This is a genomic window from Janthinobacterium agaricidamnosum, from assembly GCF_003667705.1.
Classification (GTDB): Bacteria; Pseudomonadota; Gammaproteobacteria; order Burkholderiales; family Burkholderiaceae_D; genus Janthinobacterium.
Genome location: NZ_CP033019.1, coordinates 5,456,570 through 5,477,693, shown reverse-complemented (window position 1 = coordinate 5,477,693; position 21,124 = coordinate 5,456,570). Strand labels below are relative to the sequence as shown.

Genomic DNA, 21,124 nt, shown 5'->3' with positions numbered 1-21,124 from the left:
AATGCGTATTGCTATGCGCTATTGAAAACGGACGCATGCGTGTGCAGCAGGGCCAGCGGCGCGCGCCGGCCAGCCAGGTATTCGTCCACGCACTGCAGCACCAGCGGACTGCGGTGGCGCTCCTGGCACGCCGCCAGCTCGTCGCGCGTCATCCACAGGGTGCGGATGATGCCTTCGTCCAGCGGGCGATCGTGTTCGGCGCCGGCCGTGCCGCAAAAGGTGAAGCGCAGATAGGTCACGTCCTCGCCCGTGCGCAGTGACTGGTAGCGCGACATGTACATGCCGACCAGTGCCGTGGGAATGAAATCGTAGGCCGCTTCTTCCAGCGTTTCGCGGATCACCGCCTGTTCCAGCGACTCGAACGGGTCGAGGTGGCCGGCTGGCTGGTTGAGCTTGATGCCTTCGCTGGTCTCTTCTTCAATCAGTAAAAACAGGCCATCGCGCTCGACGATGGCGGCCACGGTGACAGAGGGTTTCCAGATTCTCGGCATGATTCCATCCTTGAAAGAGCCGACATTTTATCTTGTTCTGCGCGCGCGGTTTGAAGCCGGCCTTTTGTTGCGCGGACATATTGATAAATGACAACGTTTTAGCAAATAGCGGTGGGAGGTACTTACGTCTTTCCCGGGGAGCGCACTAGCATGGGGGCTTAGTTGGCAAGATGGCAGGAAGCGCCCGCTAATATAGGCTTTCCCTGTGGTCAAAACAAGCGCGCACGCTTGCTCGACTGTGGTGAGATTGACACACCTTTCCCACAATATGGGCGCCGCGCCGCATGGTGAAACAAATCATGGATGCGGATGAAATTAGTGTCGTACGACTAAAAGTTGCTGGTTCACAAACGTTTAACGCGCTGCTTTCCGTGTTAGATTCTAGTCAGTTTATCAATTAGCGGAGGCATCATGAGGATAGGCATACCGGCCGAAACACGGCCTGGTGAAACCCGGGTGGCAGCCACGCCCGAGACAGTCAAGAAGCTGGCAGCCAAGCATCAAGTCGTCGTGCAGTCGGGGGCGGGCGTGCAAGCCTCGATTCCCGACGAGGCGTATGCTGCCGCCGGCGCGCAGATCGGTACCGCCCAGGAAGCCTATGGCTGCGCCATCGTGCTCAAGGTGCGCGCACCGGACGCCGGCGAACGGGCCATGATGGCCAGCGGCACGGTGCTGATCGGCATGTTGAACCCGTTTGACGCCGACAATATCGCCGCCATGGCGACGGCGGGCCTGTCCGCCTTCGCCCTCGAAGCCGTGCCGCGCATCACGCGCGCGCAGTCGATGGACGTGCTGTCGTCGCAGGCGAACATCGCCGGCTACAAGGCCGTGCTGGTGGCCGCGAATACCTATCAGCGCTTCATGCCCATGCTGATGACGGCGGCCGGCACCGTCAAGGCGGCCCGCGTGCTGATCATGGGCGTGGGCGTGGCCGGCTTGCAGGCGATCGCCACGGCCAAGCGCCTGGGCGCCGTCATCGAAGCGTCCGACGTGCGCCCGCCCGTCAAGGAGCAAGTGGAATCGCTGGGCGCCAAGTTCCTCGACGTGCCCTTCCTCACCGACGAAGAAAAGGAAATCGCCAAGGGCTCGGGCGGCTATGCGCGCGCCATGCCGGCCGACTGGATGCGCCGCCAGGCCGAACTGGTGCACGAACGGGCGAAACTGGCCGACATCATCATCACCACGGCCCTGATTCCCGGCCGCGCCGCGCCCGTGCTGATTTCAGAAGAAACGGTGAAAGCCATGAAACCGGGCTCCGTCATCGTCGACCTGGCCGTCGAGCAGGGCGGCAACTGCCCGCTGTCCGAGCTGGGCAAGACGGTGCTCAAACACGGCGTGTACATCGTCGGCGAGCCGAATCTGGCGACCCTGGTGGCGGCCGACGCCTCGGCCCTGTATGCGCGCAACGTGCTGGACTTCTTAAAGCTCATCATCGACAAGGACGACCAATTGCTGATCGACCGCGAGGATGAAATCATCAAGGCCAGCCTGGTTTGCGCAGGCAATGACATCCTCAGAAAATAACGCGGCGCCGGAGAGAACAACATCATGGAAATCAGTCACACCATCACCAACCTGATCATCTTCGTGCTGGCCATTTATGTCGGCTACCACGTCGTCTGGACCGTCACGCCGGCGCTGCATACGCCGCTGATGGCCGTCACCAACGCCATTTCCGCCATCATCATCGTCGGCGCCATGCTGGCGGCCGGCCTGACCGATGGTCCGCTGGCGCAAGTGGCCGGCACCCTGGCCGTGGCGCTGGCCGCCGTCAATGTGTTCGGCGGCTTCCTCGTCACGCAGCGCATGCTCGAGATGTTCCGTAAAAAAGAACCGAAGGCCAAGCAAGGAGCAAAAGAATGAGTCACGCCATGAGCTTCGTCACCATGAACCTGGTGACGATGATGTACCTGATCGCCTCGGTGTGCTTCATCCAGGCCCTGAAAGGCCTGTCGTCGCCATCGACGGCGCGCCGCGGCAATGCCTTCGGCATGAGCGGCATGGCCATTGCCGCCGTCACCACCGTCGCGCTGATCCTGAAACTGAAGGAACAGCAGACGGGCGGCATGGGCCTGACCCTCGTCATCATCGGCATCGTTACGGGCGGCGCCATCGGCGCCTATCTGGCGAAGACCGTGGAAATGACGAAGATGCCGGAACTGGTGGCGGCCATGCACTCGCTGATCGGCCTGGCGGCCGTCTGCATCGCCGTGGCGGCCGTGTCGGAACCGTGGGCCTTCAATATCGCGAAACACGGCGAGGCGCTGCCCATCGGCAACCGCTTCGAACTGTTCATCGGCACCTTTGTCGGCGCCATCACGTTCTCCGGTTCGGTGATCGCCTTCGGCAAGCTGTCGGGCAAATACAAGTTCCGCCTGTTCCAGGGCGCGCCCGTCAGTTTCAAGGGCCAGCACATGCTCAATCTGGTGCTGGCGCTGGTGATGGTGGGCCTGGGCCTGGCGTTCTGCTTCGCCGACGGGGTGGAGCCGGCCTGGACGCCGTTCGTCATCATGACCCTCATCGCCTTCGCGCTGGGCGTGCTGATCATCATCCCCATCGGCGGCGCCGACATGCCGGTGGTGGTATCGATGCTCAACAGTTACTCGGGCTGGGCCGCGGCCGGCATCGGTTTTTCGCTGAATAACTCGATGCTGATCATCGCCGGCTCATTGGTCGGTTCGTCCGGCGCGATCCTGTCGTACATCATGTGCAAGGCCATGAACCGCTCGTTCTTCAACGTCATCCTGGGCGGTTTCGGCGGCGATGCGCCGGCCGCAGGCGCAGCCGGCGCGCAGGAACAGCGCCCGGTCAAATCGGGTTCGGCCGACGACGCCGCCTTCATCATGAGCAATGCGGAAACCGTCATCATCGTGCCCGGCTACGGCCTGGCCGTGGCGCGCGCGCAGCACTCGCTGAAAGAACTGGTGGAAAAGCTCACGCACAAGGGCGTCACCGTCAAGTACGCGATCCACCCCGTGGCGGGGCGCATGCCGGGCCACATGAACGTGCTGCTGGCCGAGGCGGAAGTGCCGTATGACCAGGTCTTCGAGATGGAAGACATCAACGGCGAATTCGGCCAGACGGACGTGGTGCTGGTGCTGGGCGCGAACGACGTCGTCAACCCGGCGGCGAAAGACCCGAAATCGCCGATCGCCGGCATGCCGATCCTCGAAGCCTATAAGGCCAAGAGCATCATCGTCAACAAGCGCTCGATGGCGTCCGGCTATGCGGGCCTGGACAACGACCTGTTCTACCAGCCGAACACGATGATGGTGTTTGGCGACGCCAAGAAGGTGATCGAGGATATGCTCAAGGCAGTTGAATAAGCGGTATTTTTTGCCGTAGGTCGGATTAGCGGGGCAAAGCCCCGCGTAATCCGACGTATTGGGGCCAACAATGTTGTCGGATTAAGGCCTTCGGCCTCGGCGGCCCCGCCTAATCCGACCTACGCTTGTCTTCAGGCTGCGACGACTTTATTGCGTCCCTGGTGCTTGGCCGCGTACAGGGCCTTGTCGGCATCCGACATGGCCGCGTCCAGGCTGGCGCCGGCCGTCAGGGAGGCCACGCCGATGCTGATGGTCACCTGCAGTTCGCCGCCATCGGGCAAAGGCGTGATGGCGGCGGCCACGGCGGCGCGGATGCGTTCGGCCACCTTGTGCGCCTGCCGCAGGCTGGCGTCGGGGAACAGCAGGCCGAACTCCTCGCCGCCGAGACGGGCCGCCACGTCGGTGATGCGTCCCGTGTCGCGCAGCGCCTGCGCCACCGTGCGCAGCACGGCGTCGCCCACGGCATGGCCGTAGCGGTCGTTGATCTTCTTGAAATGGTCGAGGTCGGCCACGCCCACGGTCAGGGCGGCGCCGCTGCGTGCCGCGCGCGCCATCGCCTGCTCGGCTTGCGCTTCATAGGCGCGCCGGTTGGGCAGCGACGTCAGCGCATCGTGCAGCGCCTGCTGTTCCAGCTGCGCCAGCAGGCTGGCGTTCTTTGCCGCCAGTTCGCGCCGTTCGCGCACGTCGAGCAAGAAGGCGCCGAAATAGCGGATGCCGTCCACCACGCCCAGGTCCAGCGCCTTCATTTCGATGGGTATCATTTGCGCATCGCGGTGGCGGATGGCGAATTCGCGTATCTTGCCCAGCACGCTGGAGGTGCGCGAGCTGCGGATGTAATTGATCACGTGGTTGTCGTGCTGCGCGCCGACGGCGTCGGGCAGCAGGCCGTTCAGGGTCTGCCCCAGCAATTCCCCGCTGGCATAGCCCGACAGCGCCTGCATGGCGCCATTGATATAGCGGATGCGGCAATGTTCATCGATGATGATGACGGCGTCGAGGGCGTCTTCCAGCAGGCGGGAAAAGAGCACTTCGGGAAGAGCGGCAGGCGGTGCTGCGGGCAATGCATCTGTCATGGAACGGTCGCCAAAAACCAGGTGACAGCCATTGTCGCATCCGCAGGCCGTTTACTCCATGCCGGAGATGTTCCCTGTTTCTTTTTCGCCCGTGCCCTTTACTTATTGTTAAGGTTCAGCGGCGGCCGTACATCATCAGGGTGGCCAGGCTTTTGCGCGCGGGGCTGAAAACGTCCAGCAAGCCCAGCGACAGGCCCAGCAAGCCTTGCGTGGGGGCGCTGCCCGTGAAGATGCGCGCCATGGTGTCGGTGACGCGCACGGTCAGGCCCCGGTCGGCCTGGCGCAGGCTGGCGTAGCGTTCCAGCCCGGCCGGGCTGCTGCCCTGCGCCAGCACGCGGGCCAGCACGGCGGCGTCGCGCAGGCCCAGGTTCAAGCCCTGTCCCGCCACCGGATGCAGGGTTTGCGCCGCATTGCCGATGGCGACCGTGCGCGCCGTGCCGTTCGCCTGCGCGTTCAGGCCCAGCGGATAGGCCAGGCGCGCCGTCGTGTGGCTAAAGCGTCCCAGGCGGCTGCCGAAGGCGGCGCCCAGGCGCGCCAGGAAGGCAGCGTCGTCCAGGGCCAGCAATTGTTCGGCGCGCGTGGGCGGCACGCACCACACCAGCGCGTAGCCGTCGTCCTGCGGCAGCAGCGCCAGCGGACCTTCGTCGGTGAAGCGTTCATACGCGCGGTGGGCGATGGGGGCGCTTGTACGCACATGGGCAATGATGGCGCTTTGGCCATAATCGCGGCTGACGGCGCGTTCCGGCTGCTGGCCGAACAGGCCGCCCTCGGCCTGCACCAGCAGGCTGGCGCGCAAGGTCGATGCGGCGCCCGCCTGGTCGATCTGCACGGACACGCCATCGGCATCCTCCGCGCTGCCCGTGACCAGGGCGGGGCGCAGGCTGGCCACGCCCAGGCGCTCGCACACGTCGGCCAGCGCGCTGACGACGGCGCCGTAACGGGCCACGTAGCCGAGCGCCTCGACGCCATGCTCGCTGCGGTCCATCAGGCTGCGCCCGAACTGGCCGCGGCGCGACACGTGGATCTGGTGGATAGGCGTCGCCTCCACGGGCCAGGCGCCCGCTTCCTCGAGTATCTGGCGGCTGCCGTGCGACAGGGCGATGGTGCGCGGGTCGCGCCGGGCCTGCTCGATGGATTTGGCGTCGAGCAGGGCGATGCCGGCGGCGCGGCTGCCGCGCTGTACCAGCAGGGCGGCCAGCGCCATGCCGACGGGGCCGGCGCCGCAGATGGCGAGATCGAAAGTGGACGGTGTATGCATGCGGCGGGGTTAATCCTGTGACATCAGTTGTTCGATTTCAGCGACGCTCCTGGGTGCCGAGCTGAAGACTTCATGGCCTTGCGGCGTGACCAGCACATCGTCTTCGATGCGGATGCCGGTATGCCAGAACTGCTCCGGCACGCCCGTACCCGGACGCACGTAGATGCCCGGTTCGACCGTCAGCACCATGCCCGGTGCCAAAGCGCGCCACGGCTTGCCGGGCGCATCCGTGTTGCGGTAGGCGCCCACGTCGTGCACGTCCATGCCCAGCCAGTGGCTGGTGCCGTGCATGTAGAAGGGCATATAGGCCTTGTTGGCGATGACGTCCTGCACGCCGCCGCTTTTTTGCCGGTCCAGCAAACCCAGGTCGAGCATGCCTTGCGCCAGCACTTGCACGGCCGCTTCGTGGATGGCGCTGTGCGGCAAGCCGGGGCGCACCATGTCCAGCGCCGCCTGCTGGGCCGCCAGCACCAGTTCGTACAGCGCCCGCTGCGGGCCGCTGAAACGGCCGTTGACGGGCCAGGTACGCGTGATGTCCGAGGCATAGCCATCGAGTTCGCAGCCGGCGTCGATCAAGACCAGCTCGCCGTCTTTTAATACCGCGTTATTGGCGCTGTAGTGCAGGATGCAGGCGTTGCCGCCGCCGGCGACGATGGAGGAATAGGCGGGAAACTGCGCGCCGCTGCGCCGGAATTCGTACAGCAGCTCCGCTTCCAGCGCATATTCGTGCATGCCGGGCTGCGTGGCGCGCATGGCGCGTACGTGCGCGGCGCTGGAAATGGCGGCGGCGCGGCGCATCAGCTGCTGTTCCTGCGTGTCTTTCAGCAGGCGCATGGCGTCGAGCATGCCATTGATGTCATGCGCGATGGCGGGCGCCGTGACGCCGCTGCGGGCCTTTTGCCGCACGTTGTGCCGCCAGAGCTTCACCTGCGCATCAAGGCTGCCGCCCAGCGCATAGTAGATGGCGGGGACGTCGGCCAGCAGGCGCGTCATTTCGACGTCGAGTTCCTCGATGGGGAAGGCGCTGTCAAAGCCGAAAGTGGCGCGCGCCGCCTCGGGCCCGTGGCGGAAACCGTCCCAGATTTCGCGCTCCGTATTCTTGGCGCGGCAAAACAGGATGGCGCGCGCCGGGGCTGTGGCGCTGGCGGCCACGAGGGCCACGGCGCTGTCGGGTTCCGTAAAGCCGCTCAGGTAATAGAAATAGCTGTCGTGGCGGTACGGATAATCGCAATCGCTGTTGCGCGGCACTTCGGGCGCCGTGGCGAGGATGGCCACGCTGCCCGGCAGCATCTGCGCCAGCAGCGCCGCGCGCCGTGCCGCGTAATTGGCCATCATGCCGCTGGCGCCTTCGCTGCCACACCGTTGAGTACGTCGAGCTGCGCCGGCGTACCCACATTCGTCCACTCTCCGGTATAGACTTCGCCGCCCACGCGGCCCTGATCCGCGTACTGGCGCAGCAAATCGCCCAGTCTGGCGTGGCTGCCGGGCGCGATGCCGTCGAACATTTCAGGACGGTACACGCCGATATTGGCGAAGGTCCACTTGGTTTCGTCTGTATTGTTGATCGAGAACAAGGTCAGGCCGAAGTCGCCCTTGGGATGGAAGTCGGGATTGGGCACCAGGTAGGTCCAGGCGATGTCGCGCTGGTCGGCCGGATACGGCGTGCCCAGCACATCCTTGTCGGCCAGCACGTCGAGCACTTGCTTGAAGTCGAAATACGGGCAATAGATGTCGCCGGAAATGGCGAGAAATGGTTCCTCGCCCAGCAAGTGCCGCGCCTGGGCGATGCCGCCCGCCGTTTCCAGCGGCGTGGTCTCGGGCGAGTACGCGATGCGCGCGCCATACGCGCTGCCGTCGCCCAGGGTTTCCTCGATCAAATGGCCCAGGTGGGAATGGTTGATGACGATGTCCGTGATGCCGGCGCGCACCAGATTCAGCACATGCCAGACGATCAGCGGACGGCCGCGCACTTTCAGCAGCGGTTTGGGACAGGTATCGGTAAGCGGACGCATCCGTTCACCGCGGCCTGCGGCAAAGATCATGGCTTTCATGGGTATTCGTTTTCTGATTTATTTTGTAAATTGCTCTGAAGTCATCAGAATGTATAGCCCACTTGTGGGGCCTTGTTTTCCAGAGCGTCCAATAAGCGCACCAGCGGCTTGAGTTCCGTGTAGCGATTGGCCGTCTTGCGCACGTAGTCGAGCACGGTCGGCAGGTCGCCCATGTACAGATCCTTGCCGTCGCGGTAGTTCAGGCGCGCGAACAGGCCGAGGATTTTCAGGTGGCGCTGCAGGGCCGTGAATTCGAAATCGCGGTAGAAGGCGTCGATGTCGGGATTCACCGGCAAGCCCAGCTGCTTGGCGCGCTGCCAGTAGCGGATCACCCAGTCGAGCACCAGTTCCTCGTCCCACTGGATATACGCGTCGCGCAGCAGCGAGGCGATGTCGTAGGTGACGGGACCGAAGACGGCGTCCTGGAAGTCGAGGATGCCGGGATTGGGGATCGAACCATCGTTGATGTGCATCAAATTGCGCGAATGGTAGTCGCGGTGCATGAATACTTGCTGCTGCGACAAGATATTCGCCGTGATGGCTTCGAAGACCTTGTCCAGCTGGGTTTGTTGTACATCCGTCAAGGTGGCGCCCAGGTGCTTGCCGATGAACCATTCCGGGAACAGATTCATTTCGCGCAGGATGAAGGCGCGGTCGAATTCGGGCAGCACGTCGGGGGCGCTGGCCAGCTGGATTTTCATCAAGGATTCCAGCGCTTCGGCGTACAGCACGCTGGCGTTGTCGTGGTTCAGGGCGTCCAGATACGTGGTCGTGCCCAGGTCGGACAGCAGCAGGAAGCCCTGTTCCAGGTCTTGCGCGATGATGTCGGGCACGGACACGCCGGCGCCTTTCAGCAAGCCGGCCACCTTGACAAAGGCGGGCACGTTTTCGCGCTCGGGCGGCGCATCCATGGCGATCAGTGTCTTTCCTGGCAATGTTGTGTTGCTTGGCAGCACATCGAGACGGTAGTAGCGGCGGAAGCTGGCATCGCTGGAAGCGGGACGGGCGGATTCGGGCGCGACGAGGTTAAGCGAGGTCAACCAGGCTTTCAACAGGGTCAGGCGAGCGTCGGCGGAGACCGGCGCGGTGGAGGAATTGGGGGAGAATGACATTAAGCGGCCTGTGGAATCGGGTTGATGGTGCAGATTCCCATATAATAAGGGATTCAAATCAAAAAATCGCCTGTCAATGGTGCTTGCCCCTTCCAATTCATGAGCTGGTTTTCGGCCTCCCCCCCTTCGCAGCGCTGGGCTTTCGCCATCAGCGCGCTCGTCGCCGCCACGACGGTGCCTGTCCACGCCCAGAAAGCACCGCGTCCGGTTCATGTGGAAGATCCCGACGCGCCTACCGTCATGACGGCGAACAGCATGAACGGTCGACCGGAAAGAGAGATCAATCTCGACCAGAATGTCGTGATTGAGCGCGGAAAAACCACAAAAATGACGGCCGATACAGCTTGTTACAAACAAGTTGAAGATCAGTTCGACGCCGAGGGCCATATCAAGATGTGGCGTTTCGGCGATTACTACACGGGTGACGTCCTGAAGCTGAACATGGAGACCGGCAAGGGTTTCCTGCTCAACCCGACTTACCGCTTCGCAGTGGGCGGCGGCCAGGGCAAGGCCGAGCGCGTCGACTTCATCAATCCAGACGAAGCCAATGTTATCGAAGGCACCTACAGTACCTGCGAAGGGCCGAATCCGGACTGGTACCTGAAATCGAGCACCTTGAACCTCGATACGGGCCGCGACGTGGGCACGGGCAGCAAGACCATCATCTATTTCAAGGACGTGCCGATCCTGGGCACGCCGGGCATGTCGTTTTCGTTGTCGGGTGCGCGCCGCTCGGGCTGGCTGGCGCCCACGCCGGGCTTTGCCTCGAAGAACGGTTTCGAGCTGCTGATGCCGTATTACGTGAACATCGCGCCGAACCGCGACCTGACCCTGTATCCGCGCTACATCCAGCGGCGCGGCATTCAGCTCGGTGCGACGGGCCGCTACATGGGCGAGACGGATGCCGGCTTGTACAGCGGTGAAACGTCGTTTGAATTTTTGCCGAACGACAAGCAGACCAAGACCAACCGCTACATGATCAAGTCCAAGCATGAGCAGGCGCTGGCCAAGGGCTGGACTTACAGCTGGGATCTGCGCGAGGCGTCGGACGATAATTACCCGAACGATTTTTCGAAAACCGTCGCCACCGCCACCGAGCGCCAGTTGCTGCGCGAATTGCGCACCGATTACCGTACCGAGGACTGGAGCCTGACGGCGCGCGTGCAGAATTACCAGGTGCTGCAGGATCCCGATCCCAACGTGGTCGTGCCACGCCCGTATGACCGTTTGCCGGCGGTGAACTTCCATGCTGGCAAATACGATGTCTGGGGCGGTTTCGACTGGACCTTTGACGCGGAAGCGACGCGCTTCGCGCATCCGACACAGGTGCAAGGCTCGCGTCTCGTGGCCGTGCCGCAGGTGAGTTTTCCCATCATGCGCCCTGGCTACTTCATCACGCCCAAGCTGATGCTCAATGCCAGCGCGTATCAGCTCGACAATGACGCCCGGACCAAGGCGCTGTTTAAAACTACCTCGTTTACGCGCGCCGTGCCGACCTTCTCGGTCGACAGCGGCCTGGTGTTTGAACGCGACACGAATCTGTTTGGCACCAAGGGCGGCACGCAAACCCTGGAGCCGCGCCTGTTCTACGTCTACACGCCGTACCGCGACCAGTCGCAGTTTCCGAACTTCGATACGGCCGATGGGACGTTCAACCTGACGCAAATCTTCACGGAAAACCGTTTTGTCGGCAGCGACCGCATCGGCGACGCCAACCAGGTCACGGCCGCCGTCGTATCGCGTTTCCTGCAATCGGACGGCACGGAGCGCATGCGCCTGACCTTCGGTCAGCGTTTCTATTTTGCCGACCAGCGCGTGCAGCTCAATTCGACGACGCCCGTCAACCAGTCGCGTTCCGATATCCTGCTGGCCGCAACGGGCCGCGTGTCCGAGACTTGGACCGTCGACAGTCTGGTGCAGTACAATCCCAGCGATCGCCAGTTGATGAGCTACAACTACACCTTGCAATATCAGCCTGGTGCCAAGAAAGTATTGAATTTCAGTAACCGTTTTCAACGTGGCGTACTGCGTAATGCGGAAGTGTCGACGCAGTGGCCGTTGACGGACCGCCTGTATGGCGTGGGCCGCATCAGTTACTCCATCAAGGATCGCAGCATGCTGGAAAGCCTGGTCGGCCTCGAATACAAGGGCGACTGCTGGGTGTTCCGCATGGGGGCGCAGCGTTTCGTGACGACGACCAAGACTGTCTCGACGCCGATCTTCTTCCAGCTGGAATTGACGGGCTTGTCGAGTGGCCTGGGCCTGGGTGCGAATGGCCTGGAAACTTTTACAAAAACTATCCCTGGTTACCAGACATTGAGCCAGCCACTCCGTTAAGATAGTCACCGTTGCCGCCGCCGGTGTCCCCGGCGCTGGCACAAACCGGTTTTTTTATTCACCTGAACTCATGAGCGCTCTACACATTATGCGTAATGCCAGTATGCACCAACTCAAAATTGCAACGGTTTTGTTGTGCGCCATTTCCGGCGCCACGACCAGTAGTGTCTGGGCGCAACAGGCTGCGCCAGCGCCTGCGGCCAAACCCGCTGCCGCTGCCCCAGCGCCAGTCAAGGGCTTCACTCCCCCTGCGTCGAGCAGTGGCCAGACCATCGACTCCATCGCCGTTGTCGTCAATGACGATGTGATCACGCGCAATGAAGTGGCGGCCCGCATCAAGAGCGTGGAGCAGCGCATGAAGGCGCAGAATATCCCGCTTCCCGACCCTGCCGACCTGCGCCGCCAGTTGCTCGAACGCATGATTGTCGAGCGCGCGCAAATGCAGCTGGCCAAGGAAATGGGTGTGCGCGTGGATGACCTGACCCTGGACCGCGCGATTGGCCGTATTGCTGAACAGCAAAAGATGACGGTGCAAGAGCTGCGCAACCAGATGGAAAAGGAAGGCACGCCGTTTGCGACCTTCCGCGAAGAAATCCGCGATGAAATCATCATGCAGCGCCTGCGCGAGCACGAAGTCGACGCCAAGATCCAGATTTCCGATTCCGAAGTGGATAACTTCCTGGAAGCGGAAAAAGCGGCAGCCAGCGAACAGGTGGAGCTGAACCTGGCGCAAATTCTCGTGCGCATTCCGGAAAATTCCAGCCCCGAACAGATCGCCGCACGCCGCGCGCGCGCCGAAGAAGTCAGCCGCCAGTTGCGCACGGGCGCCGATTTCGCCAAGATGGCCGCCACCTATTCCGACGCCAGCGATGCGCTGAGCGGCGGCGATATCGGCTGGCGCCAGAGCGACCGCCTGCCGCCCCTGTTCACGGAACAGTTGCTGAAATTGAAGCCTGGCCAGATCACGCCTATCATCAAGAGCAACACGGGCTTCCATATCCTGAAACTGGTGGACCGCCGCAGCGCTGCCGAGGCACAAGCTGTCGCCGCCGTGCAGCAGACGCATGCCCGCCATATCCTGCTGAAAGTGACGCCAACCCTGTCGGCGGCCGAAGCCAAGCGCAAACTGCTGGAATTGAAAGAACGTCTCGACAACAAGGCCGCCAAGTTCGAAGACCTGGCCCGTTTGTTCTCGAACGACGGTTCCGCGGCCAAAGGCGGCGACCTGGGCTGGCTGTATCCGGGCGACACCGTGCCGGAATTTGAAACGGCGATGAATGCGCTGAAACCGGGCGAAGTGAGCCAGCCGATCGAATCGAGCTTTGGCTTCCATCTGATCGAAGTGCTGGAACGTAAGAGCGACGACGTCTCGAAAGAGAAGAAACGCGCTGCCGCACGCAATGCCTTGCGCGAACGCAAGCTGGAAGAAGCGACGGAAAACTGGGCGCGCGAAGTGCGCGACCGTGCTTACGTCGAATTCCGCGCGGACGACCAGTAATGCTGCTGACTGATTGCGCATGAGTAACTTGCCTGTTGCACGCCGTCCGGCCATCGCCATTACCTGTGGCGAACCGGCCGGTGTCGGTCCGGAAATCTCGATACGCGCCGCCTGGGCCATGCGCAATGAAGTCAACTGCATCCTGCTGGGCGACGCCGCCTTCCTGGCGCTGACGGCCAGCCTGATCGATCCGGAGATCCGCCTGGCGGCGCTGTCGCTGCAAGCCGTGCGCAACAGCGGCTTGCCCCAGTTCGGTCCCGGCCGCTTGGCCGTGATCGATATTCCCACTGTGAACAATGTCATTCCTGGCGTGCTGGACAAGGAAAACGGGCGTTCCGTGCTCGCTACCCTGGACGCGGCCGTGGAGGGTGTCCAGGCGGGCTGGTTTGGCGCCATGGTCACGGCCCCCTTGCAAAAGAGCACGATCAACGACGCGGGCGTGGCCTTTTCCGGCCATACGGAATACCTGGCAGAAAAAACCGGCACGCCGCAAGTGGTGATGATGCTGGCCGGCGAACCGGGCCACGGCGAGCCGACCCTGCGCGTGGCGCTGGCCACCACGCATTTGCCATTGAAGGACGTGTCCGCTGCCATCACGATGGACAGCCTGGCCGTCACGCTGGATATCATTCAGCTTGATTTGCAACAGAAATTCGGCATCGCCGCGCCGCGTATCCTCGTCACCGGCCTGAACCCGCACGCGGGCGAGGGCGGGTATCTGGGACGCGAGGAAATCGATGTCATCACCCCGGCGATTGCCGCGGCGCAAGCGCGCGGCATCGATGCGCGCGGACCGTACCCGGCCGACACCTTGTTCCAGCAAAAATATCTGGCGGACGCCGACTGCGTGCTGGCCATGTACCACGACCAGGGTTTGCCGGTGCTGAAATACGCGACCTTCGGGCGCGGCATCAATATCACCCTGGGCTTGCCGCTGATCCGCACCTCGGTCGACCATGGCACGGCACTGGACCTGGCCGCGCAAGGGCTGGGCCTGGCCGATTGCCACAGCATGGAGCAAGCCCTGCAAACGGCGCTCGACATGCTGCGCGCCAGCACCCCGACCAGAGCGTAGGTCGGGTTAGCCGCAAGACGTAACCCGACGCTGCCTGCTCAACGATCCCGCCGGCCTGTGCCGGCTTTACCGCATTGATAGAAAACACATTATGAAACACGTTGCCCGCAAACGCTTTGGCCAGAACTTCCTGCATGACCGCTTCGTCCTCGACGACATCACGGCCGCCATCGCGCCGCAGCCGGACGATGCCATGGTCGAGATCGGCCCCGGCCTGGGCGCCATGACGGAGCAGCTGCTGCGCCATTTGAAACAGATGCACGTGGTGGAACTGGACCGCGACCTGATCGTGCGTCTGGAAAAAACGTTTAATCCGGCCAAGCTGACGATCCACTCGGGCGACGCGCTGAAATTCGATTTCGCGCAAATCCCCGTGCCGGCCGGCCAGAAGCTGCGCATCGTGGGCAACTTGCCATATAACATTTCCAGCCCGCTGCTGTTCCACCTGGCGGACTTCGCGCCGCTGGTGCAGGACCAGCATTTCATGCTGCAAAAGGAAGTGGTCGAACGCATGGTAGCCGAACCGGGCAGCAAGGCGTATGGCCGCCTGTCCGTGATGCTGCAATGGCGCTACAAGATGTCGCTGCTGTTCATCGTGCCGCCGACGGCCTTCGATCCGCCGCCGAAAGTGGAGTCGGCCATCGTGCGCATGATTCCCGTGGCCGAGCGCCTCGCGTGCGACCAGGCCACGCTGGAAGCCGTGGTCATGAAGGCGTTTTCGCAACGCCGCAAGGTGATCCGCAATTGCCTGGCCGGGATGTTTACGGAAGAGCAGATCAAGGCGGCCGGCATCGACCCGACCCTGCGTCCGGAAACCGTGGGGCTGGAGCAGTATGTTGCCTTGGCGAATCTGCTGAAGGCGCCTGCTTGAGTTTTAACTTAAAACCACTGGTCGACCTGCTGCAAATCCTGGCGCAACGCTGAAAAACAGTCGTCCACATGGTGGTTGCGGCTGATTTCATTGCGCCGCATCAGGGCGATCTTGCGCTTGCACGTGGGCTGGCGCAGCGGTGCCACATGCAGGTCCTCGTCGTTGAGGAAGGTCGTGTACAGGCTGGGCATGATGCCCACGGCGATGCCCGCGCGCACCACGCCATACAGCGATTCGCTGTGGATCATCTGGTACAGGCTCGACGGGCTCAAGCCATGCTGGCGCAGGGCGCTGGAAGCGAACTCCCAGATGCTGCCCTTGGTAAACACGACGATTTCCTGGCCCGCCAGCTGCTCCCAGCGCACTTCCTTCAGCGGCGCCAGCGCATGGCGTCCCGCCGTCACCAAGACCAGCTCGTCTTCGAACAGGCCCACGCTTTCCAGCGACACGGAACCGGGCACCTCGATGCCCACGCAAAAGTCCAGCTGGCCCGAATGCAGCGCGTGCAGCAAGCCATCGTTGGGCATGTCCGACAGGACGATTTCCACCTCATCGCCATGCTGCTCGCAGTAGCGCGCCACCACGACGGCCGTCATCGCCATGGCAGAGGGAATCGCGCCGATGCGGATGCGGTGCCGGCCGCTGCCGATGGCGCGCTGGATATCGGCAAAGGTGTTGCTGGCCGTATTCAATAAATGCGTGGCGTATTCGAGCGCCAGCTTGCCTTCGCGCGTCAATTCCAACTGGTGGGTTGTGCGGTTAAACAACTTTTTTCCCAGCTGATTTTCCAGCAGCTTGATCGACGCGCTGAGGGCCGGCTGGGTCACGCACAATTCCTGTGCAGCCTTGCTGAAGCTGTTTACCCGGGCTAGGGTGGAAAACGCTTGTAAATGTCGTAATGAAATTTTCTTGCTCAGTTCATGCATGGGCGTTGCTTATTAGAAAAAGTAATGGATTTATAAAAATAAACAAATTTTCTTATCCCGCAATTTACCATATTCTGGACTGGTCCTTACTTGTCTTGAAAGCAACAATATTCGGGAGAAGCGCCTGGAATGCGGTGCCGGCACGTACGGCGGCGCGCCATGCAAGGGATGCATCAATAAAATAATTCCAAAAAAACTCAGGGTTTATTCTTTTTAGGGTGGCGGCGATGAACAAATGGATGACGGGAACGATGGTAGTGGGTGGCTTGCTGGCGGCGCAGGGTGCGGCGCAGGCGCAAAGCAGCGTGCAAGTGTATGGACTGCTGTCGGCCGGTATCGGGTATGTGTCGGATGAGGGCAAAGGCAGCCGCACGCATGCGCTGAGCGGCACGAATCAGAATCCCCGCATCGGTTTCCGCGGCCAGGAAGACCTGGGCGACGGCACCAAGGCGATCTTCGTACTGGAAAACGGTTTTAACGTGATGACGGGCACGGCCTCGCAAAGCGGCCGCCTGTTCGGCCGCCAGTCGTATGTGGGTTTGTCCAGCAACGACAAGGGCACCTTGACCCTGGGCCGCCAGTACGAAGCCGTCAAGGATCTGTTGGGTCCCGTGGTCATCGCCAGTAACGGCGTGCACATCGGCGACAACGACAATGGCTACAACAACCTGCGCGTGCAAAACGCCGTCAAGTATGTCAGCCCGAATATCAGCAACCTGTCGTTCACGGGCTTGTATGGTTTCAGCGAGAACCCGGAAGATTCGAACCGCAATCGCGTCTACAGCATGGGCGCCGGCTACAAGGTCGATGCCTTCAGCTGGGCCGTCGCCTACACCAAGATGGATCGCCCGAACAGCCCCGATGCGCCGAATGGCGCCATCGGCAATGATTATGCCAGTTCCCTGTTGATCTTTAACAAGAGCGCCGTCAAGGGCGCCGGCGTGGACAGCCAGGCCATCGCCGGCACGGGAGGCTTTTATAATGTGGGCAAGACCAAGTTTGGCGCCTTGTACACCAATGTGCGCTACCACTACCTGGATCAAAGCAATCTGACCCTGCAGAACGTGGACTTGAACGTGAACCACAAGCTGACGGAAGCGTTGAACCTGGGCGCGTCGTATTTCTATACGACTGGTAAATATGACGTGATCAACAAGACGCCGAAATGGCACCAGGTTAACTTCCAGGCCGATTACTTCCTGTCCAAGCGCACCGATGTCGCCATCACCTGGAGCTACCAGAAAGCGGCCGGCGATGCGACGTTCGCCCGCGTGTTCGGCTTCGGCGCCTCGGGCGGCAAGACGCAAAGCGTGCTGATCGTTGGCATGCGACATTATTTCTGATTCTGATTCATCTTTACAGGCGCTGTCCCGCAGCGCCGTCCCCTGAAAGGAAGCATCTTGAAAAAGCACCTCATGTTGGCGTTGAGCCTAGGCTTGCTGGCCAACGCCGCCCACGCGGAAAAACGCGAGCTGGTCATTTCGGCCTATCCGATTGCCCAGCCCTTGTTCATGAAGTATGTGTACGAGCCGTTCAAGGCCAAATGCGGTTGCGATATCAAGGTGGAAACGGGGAATAATGCGGATCGCATCGCCAAGCTGGTGGTGCACGCCAAGAACCCGGTGATCGACCTGGTGCTGCTGTCCGATTCCGGCATGCTGGAAGCGGCGCAAAAGGGCGTGATCCAGCCCATGGATTATTCCAAGCTGAGCAATTACAAAGCCCTGTACGACGTGGCGAAAAACCCTATCGGCGGCAACTTTGCCGTCGGCTACACCCTGTATTCGGTCGGCCTGGTGTACCGCAGCGACAAGGTTGCCCCGCTGACGTCCTGGAAGGACCTGTGGCGCCCCGAACTGAAGGGCCGCGTGGCCTTCCCCGACGTGAGCACCACGCAGGGTCCCTTGATGCTGCGCATGGCTGATGCGGCCTGGGGCGGCAAGACGGATGACTACGCCACGGGCTTTGCCAAGATCGTCGGCATGAAGGGCAACGTCGTCACGTTCTCGAAAAACAGCGCGCAGCTGGCCGCCCTGTTTGCGCAGGATGAAATCTGGGCCGCGCCCGTGGCGCGCTTTACCTGGTCGCAAATGCTCAAGACGGGCCTGCCCCTGAAATGGAGCATCCCGGCCGAAGGCCAGGCGGCCGGCATGAACGTGATGGGCATCGTTGCCGGGTCAAAGAATGCGGACCTGGCCTACCAGCTGATGGATTTCTGGCTGTCCAAGGAAGTGCAGACGCAGCTGGCGACCAACCTGGTCGACTCGCCCGTCAACAAGGACGTGCGCCTGTCGGTGGCGGCCGCGCAATTCAATACCTATGGCGCCGATCAAATCAGCTCGCTGAAGTTCGTCAAGCCGGAAACCATCATCAAACAGCGCAGCAACTGGATGACGCAGTGGAACAAGGCCATGAGCAAATAGTGGTGACGAGGAGAAAACACCATGTTTGCTGATCCAAAAAAGCGCTTGGGACTGCTGCTGGTCCTGCCGGCGCTGATCTTTATCGTCGTCTGCTTCCTGCTGCCCGTGCTGGCCTTGCTGATCGACGCCTTCCGCGTCGGCGACGGCATGCAGTGGGGTGTTGAGCGCTTCGTTGCATTCTTCTCGCAAGAGTTCAACCGCACCATCTTCTGGCGCACCCTGCGCATCGCCGCGCTGGTGACGCTCGCTTCCATCATCCTCGGCTATCCGGCCGCGCAGGCCGTGGCGCGCGTGTCGCCGAAGTGGCGCGGGCTGGTGGTCGGCATGATGATTCTGCCGCTGATGGTCTCGCCGATCGCGCGTACCTATGCGTGGATCGTGCTGCTGGGCCGTAATGGCGCCCTCAACGCGGCGCTCGTCAACATGGGTTTCACGGACGAGCCGCTGCGTTTGCTGTTCAGCGAGTTCGCCGTCTTTGTCGGCTTGCTGCAATTGCTGCTGCCCTTGATGCTGATGTCGCTGGCGGGCGCGCTGGAAAACCTGCCGCGCGACGTGGAACCGGCCGCGGCGACTTTGGGCGCGAATCCATGGCAAGTATTCTGCAAGGTCACCCTGCCGCTGACGCAGGAAGGCCTGGTGGTCGGCGGCACCCTGGTGTTTACGGGCTGCGTGACGGCCTACGTGACGCCGGCCCTCTTGGGCGGCACCAAGGTGCTGATGCTGGAAACGCTGCTGTACCAGAAGGTCAGCGTGGAGAGCGATTTCGGCGCCGCGAATGTGATCGCCGTCATCCTCGTCTGCATGACCCTGCTGGTGAATGCCGGCCTTAAACGTATTTCCTCGAGCCGGAGTTCCGTATGAAAGAAAGCCTGTTTTCACGTGCCGTTTTATGGCTGGTGTTTTTGTTCCTGCTGGGACCCTTCGCCATCGTCGTGCTGGCCGGCTTTTCCGGCGGCGAAACCTTGGCCTTCCCGCCCGAATCGTATTCGCTGCGCTGGATCCTCGAAGTGTGGGCTGCGCCCGAGTTCCGCCGCGCCTTCCAGACCAGCCTGGAAATCGGCCTGATCGCCACCGTCATCGCGCTGTTGCTGGGCATCCCCGTCGCGTATGCGTTTTCGCGCATGCCGCCGCCCGGTATCGGCGCCATCCGGCAAATCCTGACATCGCCGCTGATCATTCCCGCCATCCTCGTCGGTTTGGGCTTGCTGCACCACCTGGTGCTGACGATCAATGCGCCCGTGTACGTGGGCCTCTTGATCGGCCATATCGCGCTGCTGATTCCGTACTCGGTGCGTGTCGTGTACGCCAGCCTGGTCAACCTGCGCGTGGATATCGAGGATGCGGCCATCACCCTGGGCGCGTCGCGCCTGCGCGCGTTCTTCATGATCGTGCTGCCGAATATCCGCAACGCCGTGATCGCCGCCTTCTTCCTCGCCTTCGTCACCTCGTTCAACCAGGTGCCCGTCTCGCTGTTCCTCACGGGCCCCGGCATCAGCACCTTGCCGATCGAGATGCTGGGCCATATGGAAAACAGTTTCGATCCGTCGATCGCTGCCCTGTCGACCTTGCTGGTCTTGTTCACCATGGCCTTCGTGATGGTGACCGAAAAGGTGCTGGGCATTTCTAAATACATGTAAGAGGCAACACACGATGAGTTATCTGGAACTGCACAAGCTGAACCTCGGCTACGCCAAGAACACGACGTCCGTGAAAGACCTGGACTTGCACGTCGAGCAGGGCGAGCTGATTTCCCTGCTGGGCCCCAGCGGCTGCGGCAAGACCACCACCATGCGCGCGATTGCCGGCCTGATGCCGCTGCAGTCGGGCCGCATCGTGCTCGACGGCCGCGAAATCGGCAAGCTGGCGCCGAACAAGCGCAATATCGGCATGGTCTTCCAGTCGTACGCGCTGTTCCCGCACCTGAACGTGTACGACAACATCGCCTTCGGCCTGCGCCTGCGCAAGGTGGCGCCGGCGCTGCTGAAAACGAAAGTGGAAGCCGTGATCGCCGCCGTCGGGCTGACGGGGTTTGAAACGCGCCTGCCGACGCAGATGTCGGGCGGCCAGCAGCAGCGCGTGGCGCTGGCGCGCGCCATCGTCGTCGAACCGGCCCTGCTGCTGCTCGATGAACCGCTGTCGAACCTGGACGCCAAGCTGCGCGTGCAGATGCGCGCCGAGCTGCGCCGCATCCAGCGCGAACTGGGCATCACCATGCTGTACGTGACGCACGACCAGGAAGAAGCGCTGGCCCTGTCCGACCGTATCGTCGTCATGAACGGCGGGCGTATCGAGCAGCTGGCCGCGCCGGAAGCCGTCTTCAATACGCCGTCCACGCGCTTCGTCGCCAACTTCATGGGTTTCGAAAACCTGTTCGACTACCGCGACGGCGCGCTGCACCACGCCGGCGCCAGCCTGCCGTACACGTCCCCTGTCGCTGCCGGCACCACGGTGCTGGGCTGGCGTCCGGACAAGGTGCGCGTCTGCGCCGCCGACGACGCGGCAGGCCAGTACCCTGGCACCGTGCTGGCGCGCGGTTTCCTGGGCGACACCGTCGAATACCTGCTGCAAACGCCGCTGGGCCAGGTCAAGGGCATTTGCGCGGCCGGCGGCGCCGCCTGGCGCGAAGGCACGGCCGTGAGTTTCGTGCTGCCGTCCGACAGCGCCCTGTGGCTGGCTGCCTGAT

At 62.3% G+C, this 21,124-nt stretch carries 19 protein-coding genes; 12 read left to right on the top strand and 7 right to left on the bottom strand.

Going from position 1 to position 21,124, the window contains the following annotated elements; translation table 11 throughout:
- Positions 1-11: 11 nt before the first annotated feature.
- Entirely contained in the window at positions 12-491 is a 480-nt protein-coding gene (locus D9M09_RS24830; protein WP_010401817.1) for an NUDIX hydrolase, read from the bottom strand.
- A 411-nt stretch (positions 492-902) separates the two neighbouring features.
- On the opposite strand from D9M09_RS24830, the gene D9M09_RS24825 reads away from it, so the two are divergent.
- The 3 genes from D9M09_RS24825 to D9M09_RS24815 are packed head-to-tail and all read left to right on the top strand — an operon-like array spanning position 903 to position 3,817.
- Positions 903-2,015, top strand: a complete 1,113-nt coding sequence (locus D9M09_RS24825) for a Re/Si-specific NAD(P)(+) transhydrogenase subunit alpha (protein ID WP_121670620.1) — start codon at positions 903-905, stop codon at positions 2,013-2,015.
- 24 nt (positions 2,016-2,039) lie between these two features.
- Positions 2,040-2,354 (top strand): NAD(P) transhydrogenase subunit alpha, encoded by a 315-nt coding sequence (locus D9M09_RS24820; RefSeq protein WP_034745644.1) that lies wholly within the window; start codon positions 2,040-2,042, stop codon positions 2,352-2,354.
- 8 nt (positions 2,355-2,362) lie between these two features.
- Positions 2,363-3,817, top strand: coding sequence for an NAD(P)(+) transhydrogenase (Re/Si-specific) subunit beta (locus D9M09_RS24815; protein ID WP_070220594.1), 1,455 nt, complete (start codon positions 2,363-2,365; stop codon positions 3,815-3,817).
- Positions 3,818-3,948: 131 nt separating this feature from the next.
- Here D9M09_RS24815 and D9M09_RS24810 read toward each other — a convergent pair whose 3' ends face one another.
- From D9M09_RS24810 to D9M09_RS24790, 5 genes are all read right to left on the bottom strand, one after another.
- Positions 3,949-4,890, bottom strand: a complete 942-nt coding sequence (locus D9M09_RS24810) for a GGDEF domain-containing protein (protein ID WP_071650188.1) — start codon at positions 4,888-4,890, stop codon at positions 3,949-3,951.
- 115 nt (positions 4,891-5,005) lie between these two features.
- Positions 5,006-6,148 carry a UbiH/UbiF/VisC/COQ6 family ubiquinone biosynthesis hydroxylase gene (locus D9M09_RS24805; protein ID WP_070220590.1) on the bottom strand — a complete coding sequence of 381 codons (1,143 nt, stop codon included), beginning with the start codon at positions 6,146-6,148 and terminating at the stop codon, positions 5,006-5,008.
- Positions 6,149-6,157: 9 nt separating this feature from the next.
- Positions 6,158-7,480, bottom strand: coding sequence for an aminopeptidase P N-terminal domain-containing protein (locus tag D9M09_RS24800; protein ID WP_162995848.1), 1,323 nt, complete (start codon positions 7,478-7,480; stop codon positions 6,158-6,160).
- The gene (gene murU / locus D9M09_RS24795; protein WP_070311748.1) at positions 7,480-8,199 is read right to left on the bottom strand and encodes an N-acetylmuramate alpha-1-phosphate uridylyltransferase MurU; all 720 of its coding nucleotides are present in this window, start codon (positions 8,197-8,199) and stop codon (positions 7,480-7,482) included. The genes D9M09_RS24800 and murU overlap by 1 nt, the downstream gene beginning before the upstream one ends.
- 44 nt (positions 8,200-8,243) lie before the next feature.
- Positions 8,244-9,311: an aminoglycoside phosphotransferase family protein gene (locus D9M09_RS24790; RefSeq protein WP_070290836.1), complete on the bottom strand. Its 1,068-nt coding sequence runs from the start codon at positions 9,309-9,311 to the stop codon at positions 8,244-8,246.
- 99 nt (positions 9,312-9,410) lie between these two features.
- Here D9M09_RS24790 and D9M09_RS24785 point away from each other — a divergent pair, with 99 nt between their 5' ends.
- The 4 genes from D9M09_RS24785 to rsmA all read left to right on the top strand — a co-directional run bounded on the left by D9M09_RS24785 (position 9,411) and on the right by rsmA (position 15,092).
- A complete protein-coding gene (locus tag D9M09_RS24785; RefSeq protein ID WP_070220574.1) occupies positions 9,411-11,648 on the top strand; it encodes an LPS-assembly protein LptD in 2,238 nt (745 codons plus the stop codon).
- 103 nt (positions 11,649-11,751) lie between these two features.
- Positions 11,752-13,146, top strand: coding sequence for a peptidylprolyl isomerase (locus D9M09_RS24780; protein ID WP_227742060.1), 1,395 nt, complete (start codon positions 11,752-11,754; stop codon positions 13,144-13,146).
- A 19-nt stretch (positions 13,147-13,165) separates the two neighbouring features.
- The gene (pdxA, locus tag D9M09_RS24775) at positions 13,166-14,221 is read left to right on the top strand and encodes a 4-hydroxythreonine-4-phosphate dehydrogenase PdxA (protein WP_121670618.1); all 1,056 of its coding nucleotides are present in this window, start codon (positions 13,166-13,168) and stop codon (positions 14,219-14,221) included.
- A gap of 91 nt (positions 14,222-14,312) precedes the next feature.
- Positions 14,313-15,092 carry a 16S rRNA (adenine(1518)-N(6)/adenine(1519)-N(6))-dimethyltransferase RsmA gene (gene rsmA, locus D9M09_RS24770; RefSeq protein WP_070220568.1) on the top strand — a complete coding sequence of 260 codons (780 nt, stop codon included), beginning with the start codon at positions 14,313-14,315 and terminating at the stop codon, positions 15,090-15,092.
- Between the two features lie 8 nt (positions 15,093-15,100).
- Here rsmA and D9M09_RS24765 read toward each other — a convergent pair whose 3' ends face one another.
- On the bottom strand, positions 15,101-16,018 hold the full coding sequence (locus D9M09_RS24765) for a LysR family transcriptional regulator (RefSeq protein ID WP_070220566.1): 918 nt from the start codon (positions 16,016-16,018) through the stop codon (positions 15,101-15,103).
- Between the two features lie 227 nt (positions 16,019-16,245).
- On the opposite strand from D9M09_RS24765, the gene D9M09_RS24760 reads away from it, so the two are divergent.
- From D9M09_RS24760 to D9M09_RS24740, 5 genes are read left to right on the top strand one after another with little or no spacing between them, the layout of a single operon-like run.
- Complete coding sequence (locus D9M09_RS24760) at positions 16,246-17,361, top strand: porin (protein WP_227742059.1); 1,116 nt, start codon at positions 16,246-16,248, stop codon at positions 17,359-17,361.
- Positions 17,362-17,418: 57 nt separating this feature from the next.
- Complete coding sequence (locus D9M09_RS24755; protein WP_230501729.1) at positions 17,419-18,441, top strand: ABC transporter substrate-binding protein; 1,023 nt, start codon at positions 17,419-17,421, stop codon at positions 18,439-18,441.
- Positions 18,442-18,462: 21 nt separating this feature from the next.
- Positions 18,463-19,302 (top strand): ABC transporter permease, encoded by an 840-nt coding sequence (locus D9M09_RS24750; RefSeq protein WP_070311744.1) that lies wholly within the window; start codon positions 18,463-18,465, stop codon positions 19,300-19,302.
- Positions 19,299-20,078: an ABC transporter permease gene (locus D9M09_RS24745; protein ID WP_070290842.1), complete on the top strand. Its 780-nt coding sequence runs from the start codon at positions 19,299-19,301 to the stop codon at positions 20,076-20,078. Before D9M09_RS24750 ends, D9M09_RS24745 begins: the two co-directional genes overlap by 4 nt.
- 13 nt (positions 20,079-20,091) lie before the next feature.
- The gene (locus tag D9M09_RS24740; protein WP_121670617.1) at positions 20,092-21,123 is read left to right on the top strand and encodes an ABC transporter ATP-binding protein; all 1,032 of its coding nucleotides are present in this window, start codon (positions 20,092-20,094) and stop codon (positions 21,121-21,123) included.
- Position 21,124 lies beyond the last annotated feature (1 nt).

Excerpts from the sequence above, each read along its gene's own strand:
- D9M09_RS24830 (WP_010401817.1), bottom strand. The coding sequence starts at position 491 with ATGCCGAGAATCTGGAAACCCTCTGTCACCGTGGCCGCCATCGTCGAG.
- D9M09_RS24815 (WP_070220594.1), top strand. The coding sequence starts at position 2,363 with ATGAGCTTCGTCACCATGAACCTGGTGACGATGATGTACCTGATCGCC.
- D9M09_RS24765 (WP_070220566.1), bottom strand. The coding sequence starts at position 16,018 with ATGCATGAACTGAGCAAGAAAATTTCATTACGACATTTACAAGCGTTT.
- murU (WP_070311748.1), bottom strand. The coding sequence starts at position 8,199 with ATGAAAGCCATGATCTTTGCCGCAGGCCGCGGTGAACGGATGCGTCCG.
- pdxA (WP_121670618.1), top strand. The coding sequence starts at position 13,166 with ATGAGTAACTTGCCTGTTGCACGCCGTCCGGCCATCGCCATTACCTGT.
- D9M09_RS24790 (WP_070290836.1), bottom strand. The coding sequence starts at position 9,311 with ATGTCATTCTCCCCCAATTCCTCCACCGCGCCGGTCTCCGCCGACGCT.
- D9M09_RS24745 (WP_070290842.1), top strand. The coding sequence starts at position 19,299 with ATGAAAGAAAGCCTGTTTTCACGTGCCGTTTTATGGCTGGTGTTTTTG.
- D9M09_RS24810 (WP_071650188.1), bottom strand. The coding sequence starts at position 4,890 with ATGACAGATGCATTGCCCGCAGCACCGCCTGCCGCTCTTCCCGAAGTG.
- D9M09_RS24800 (WP_162995848.1), bottom strand. The coding sequence starts at position 7,480 with ATGGCCAATTACGCGGCACGGCGCGCGGCGCTGCTGGCGCAGATGCTG.
- D9M09_RS24750 (WP_070311744.1), top strand. The coding sequence starts at position 18,463 with ATGTTTGCTGATCCAAAAAAGCGCTTGGGACTGCTGCTGGTCCTGCCG.
- D9M09_RS24805 (WP_070220590.1), bottom strand. The coding sequence starts at position 6,148 with ATGCATACACCGTCCACTTTCGATCTCGCCATCTGCGGCGCCGGCCCC.
- D9M09_RS24780 (WP_227742060.1), top strand. The coding sequence starts at position 11,752 with ATGCACCAACTCAAAATTGCAACGGTTTTGTTGTGCGCCATTTCCGGC.
- rsmA (WP_070220568.1), top strand. The coding sequence starts at position 14,313 with ATGAAACACGTTGCCCGCAAACGCTTTGGCCAGAACTTCCTGCATGAC.
- D9M09_RS24785 (WP_070220574.1), top strand. The coding sequence starts at position 9,411 with ATGAGCTGGTTTTCGGCCTCCCCCCCTTCGCAGCGCTGGGCTTTCGCC.
- D9M09_RS24825 (WP_121670620.1), top strand. The coding sequence starts at position 903 with ATGAGGATAGGCATACCGGCCGAAACACGGCCTGGTGAAACCCGGGTG.
- D9M09_RS24820 (WP_034745644.1), top strand. The coding sequence starts at position 2,040 with ATGGAAATCAGTCACACCATCACCAACCTGATCATCTTCGTGCTGGCC.
- D9M09_RS24760 (WP_227742059.1), top strand. The coding sequence starts at position 16,246 with ATGAACAAATGGATGACGGGAACGATGGTAGTGGGTGGCTTGCTGGCG.
- D9M09_RS24740 (WP_121670617.1), top strand. The coding sequence starts at position 20,092 with ATGAGTTATCTGGAACTGCACAAGCTGAACCTCGGCTACGCCAAGAAC.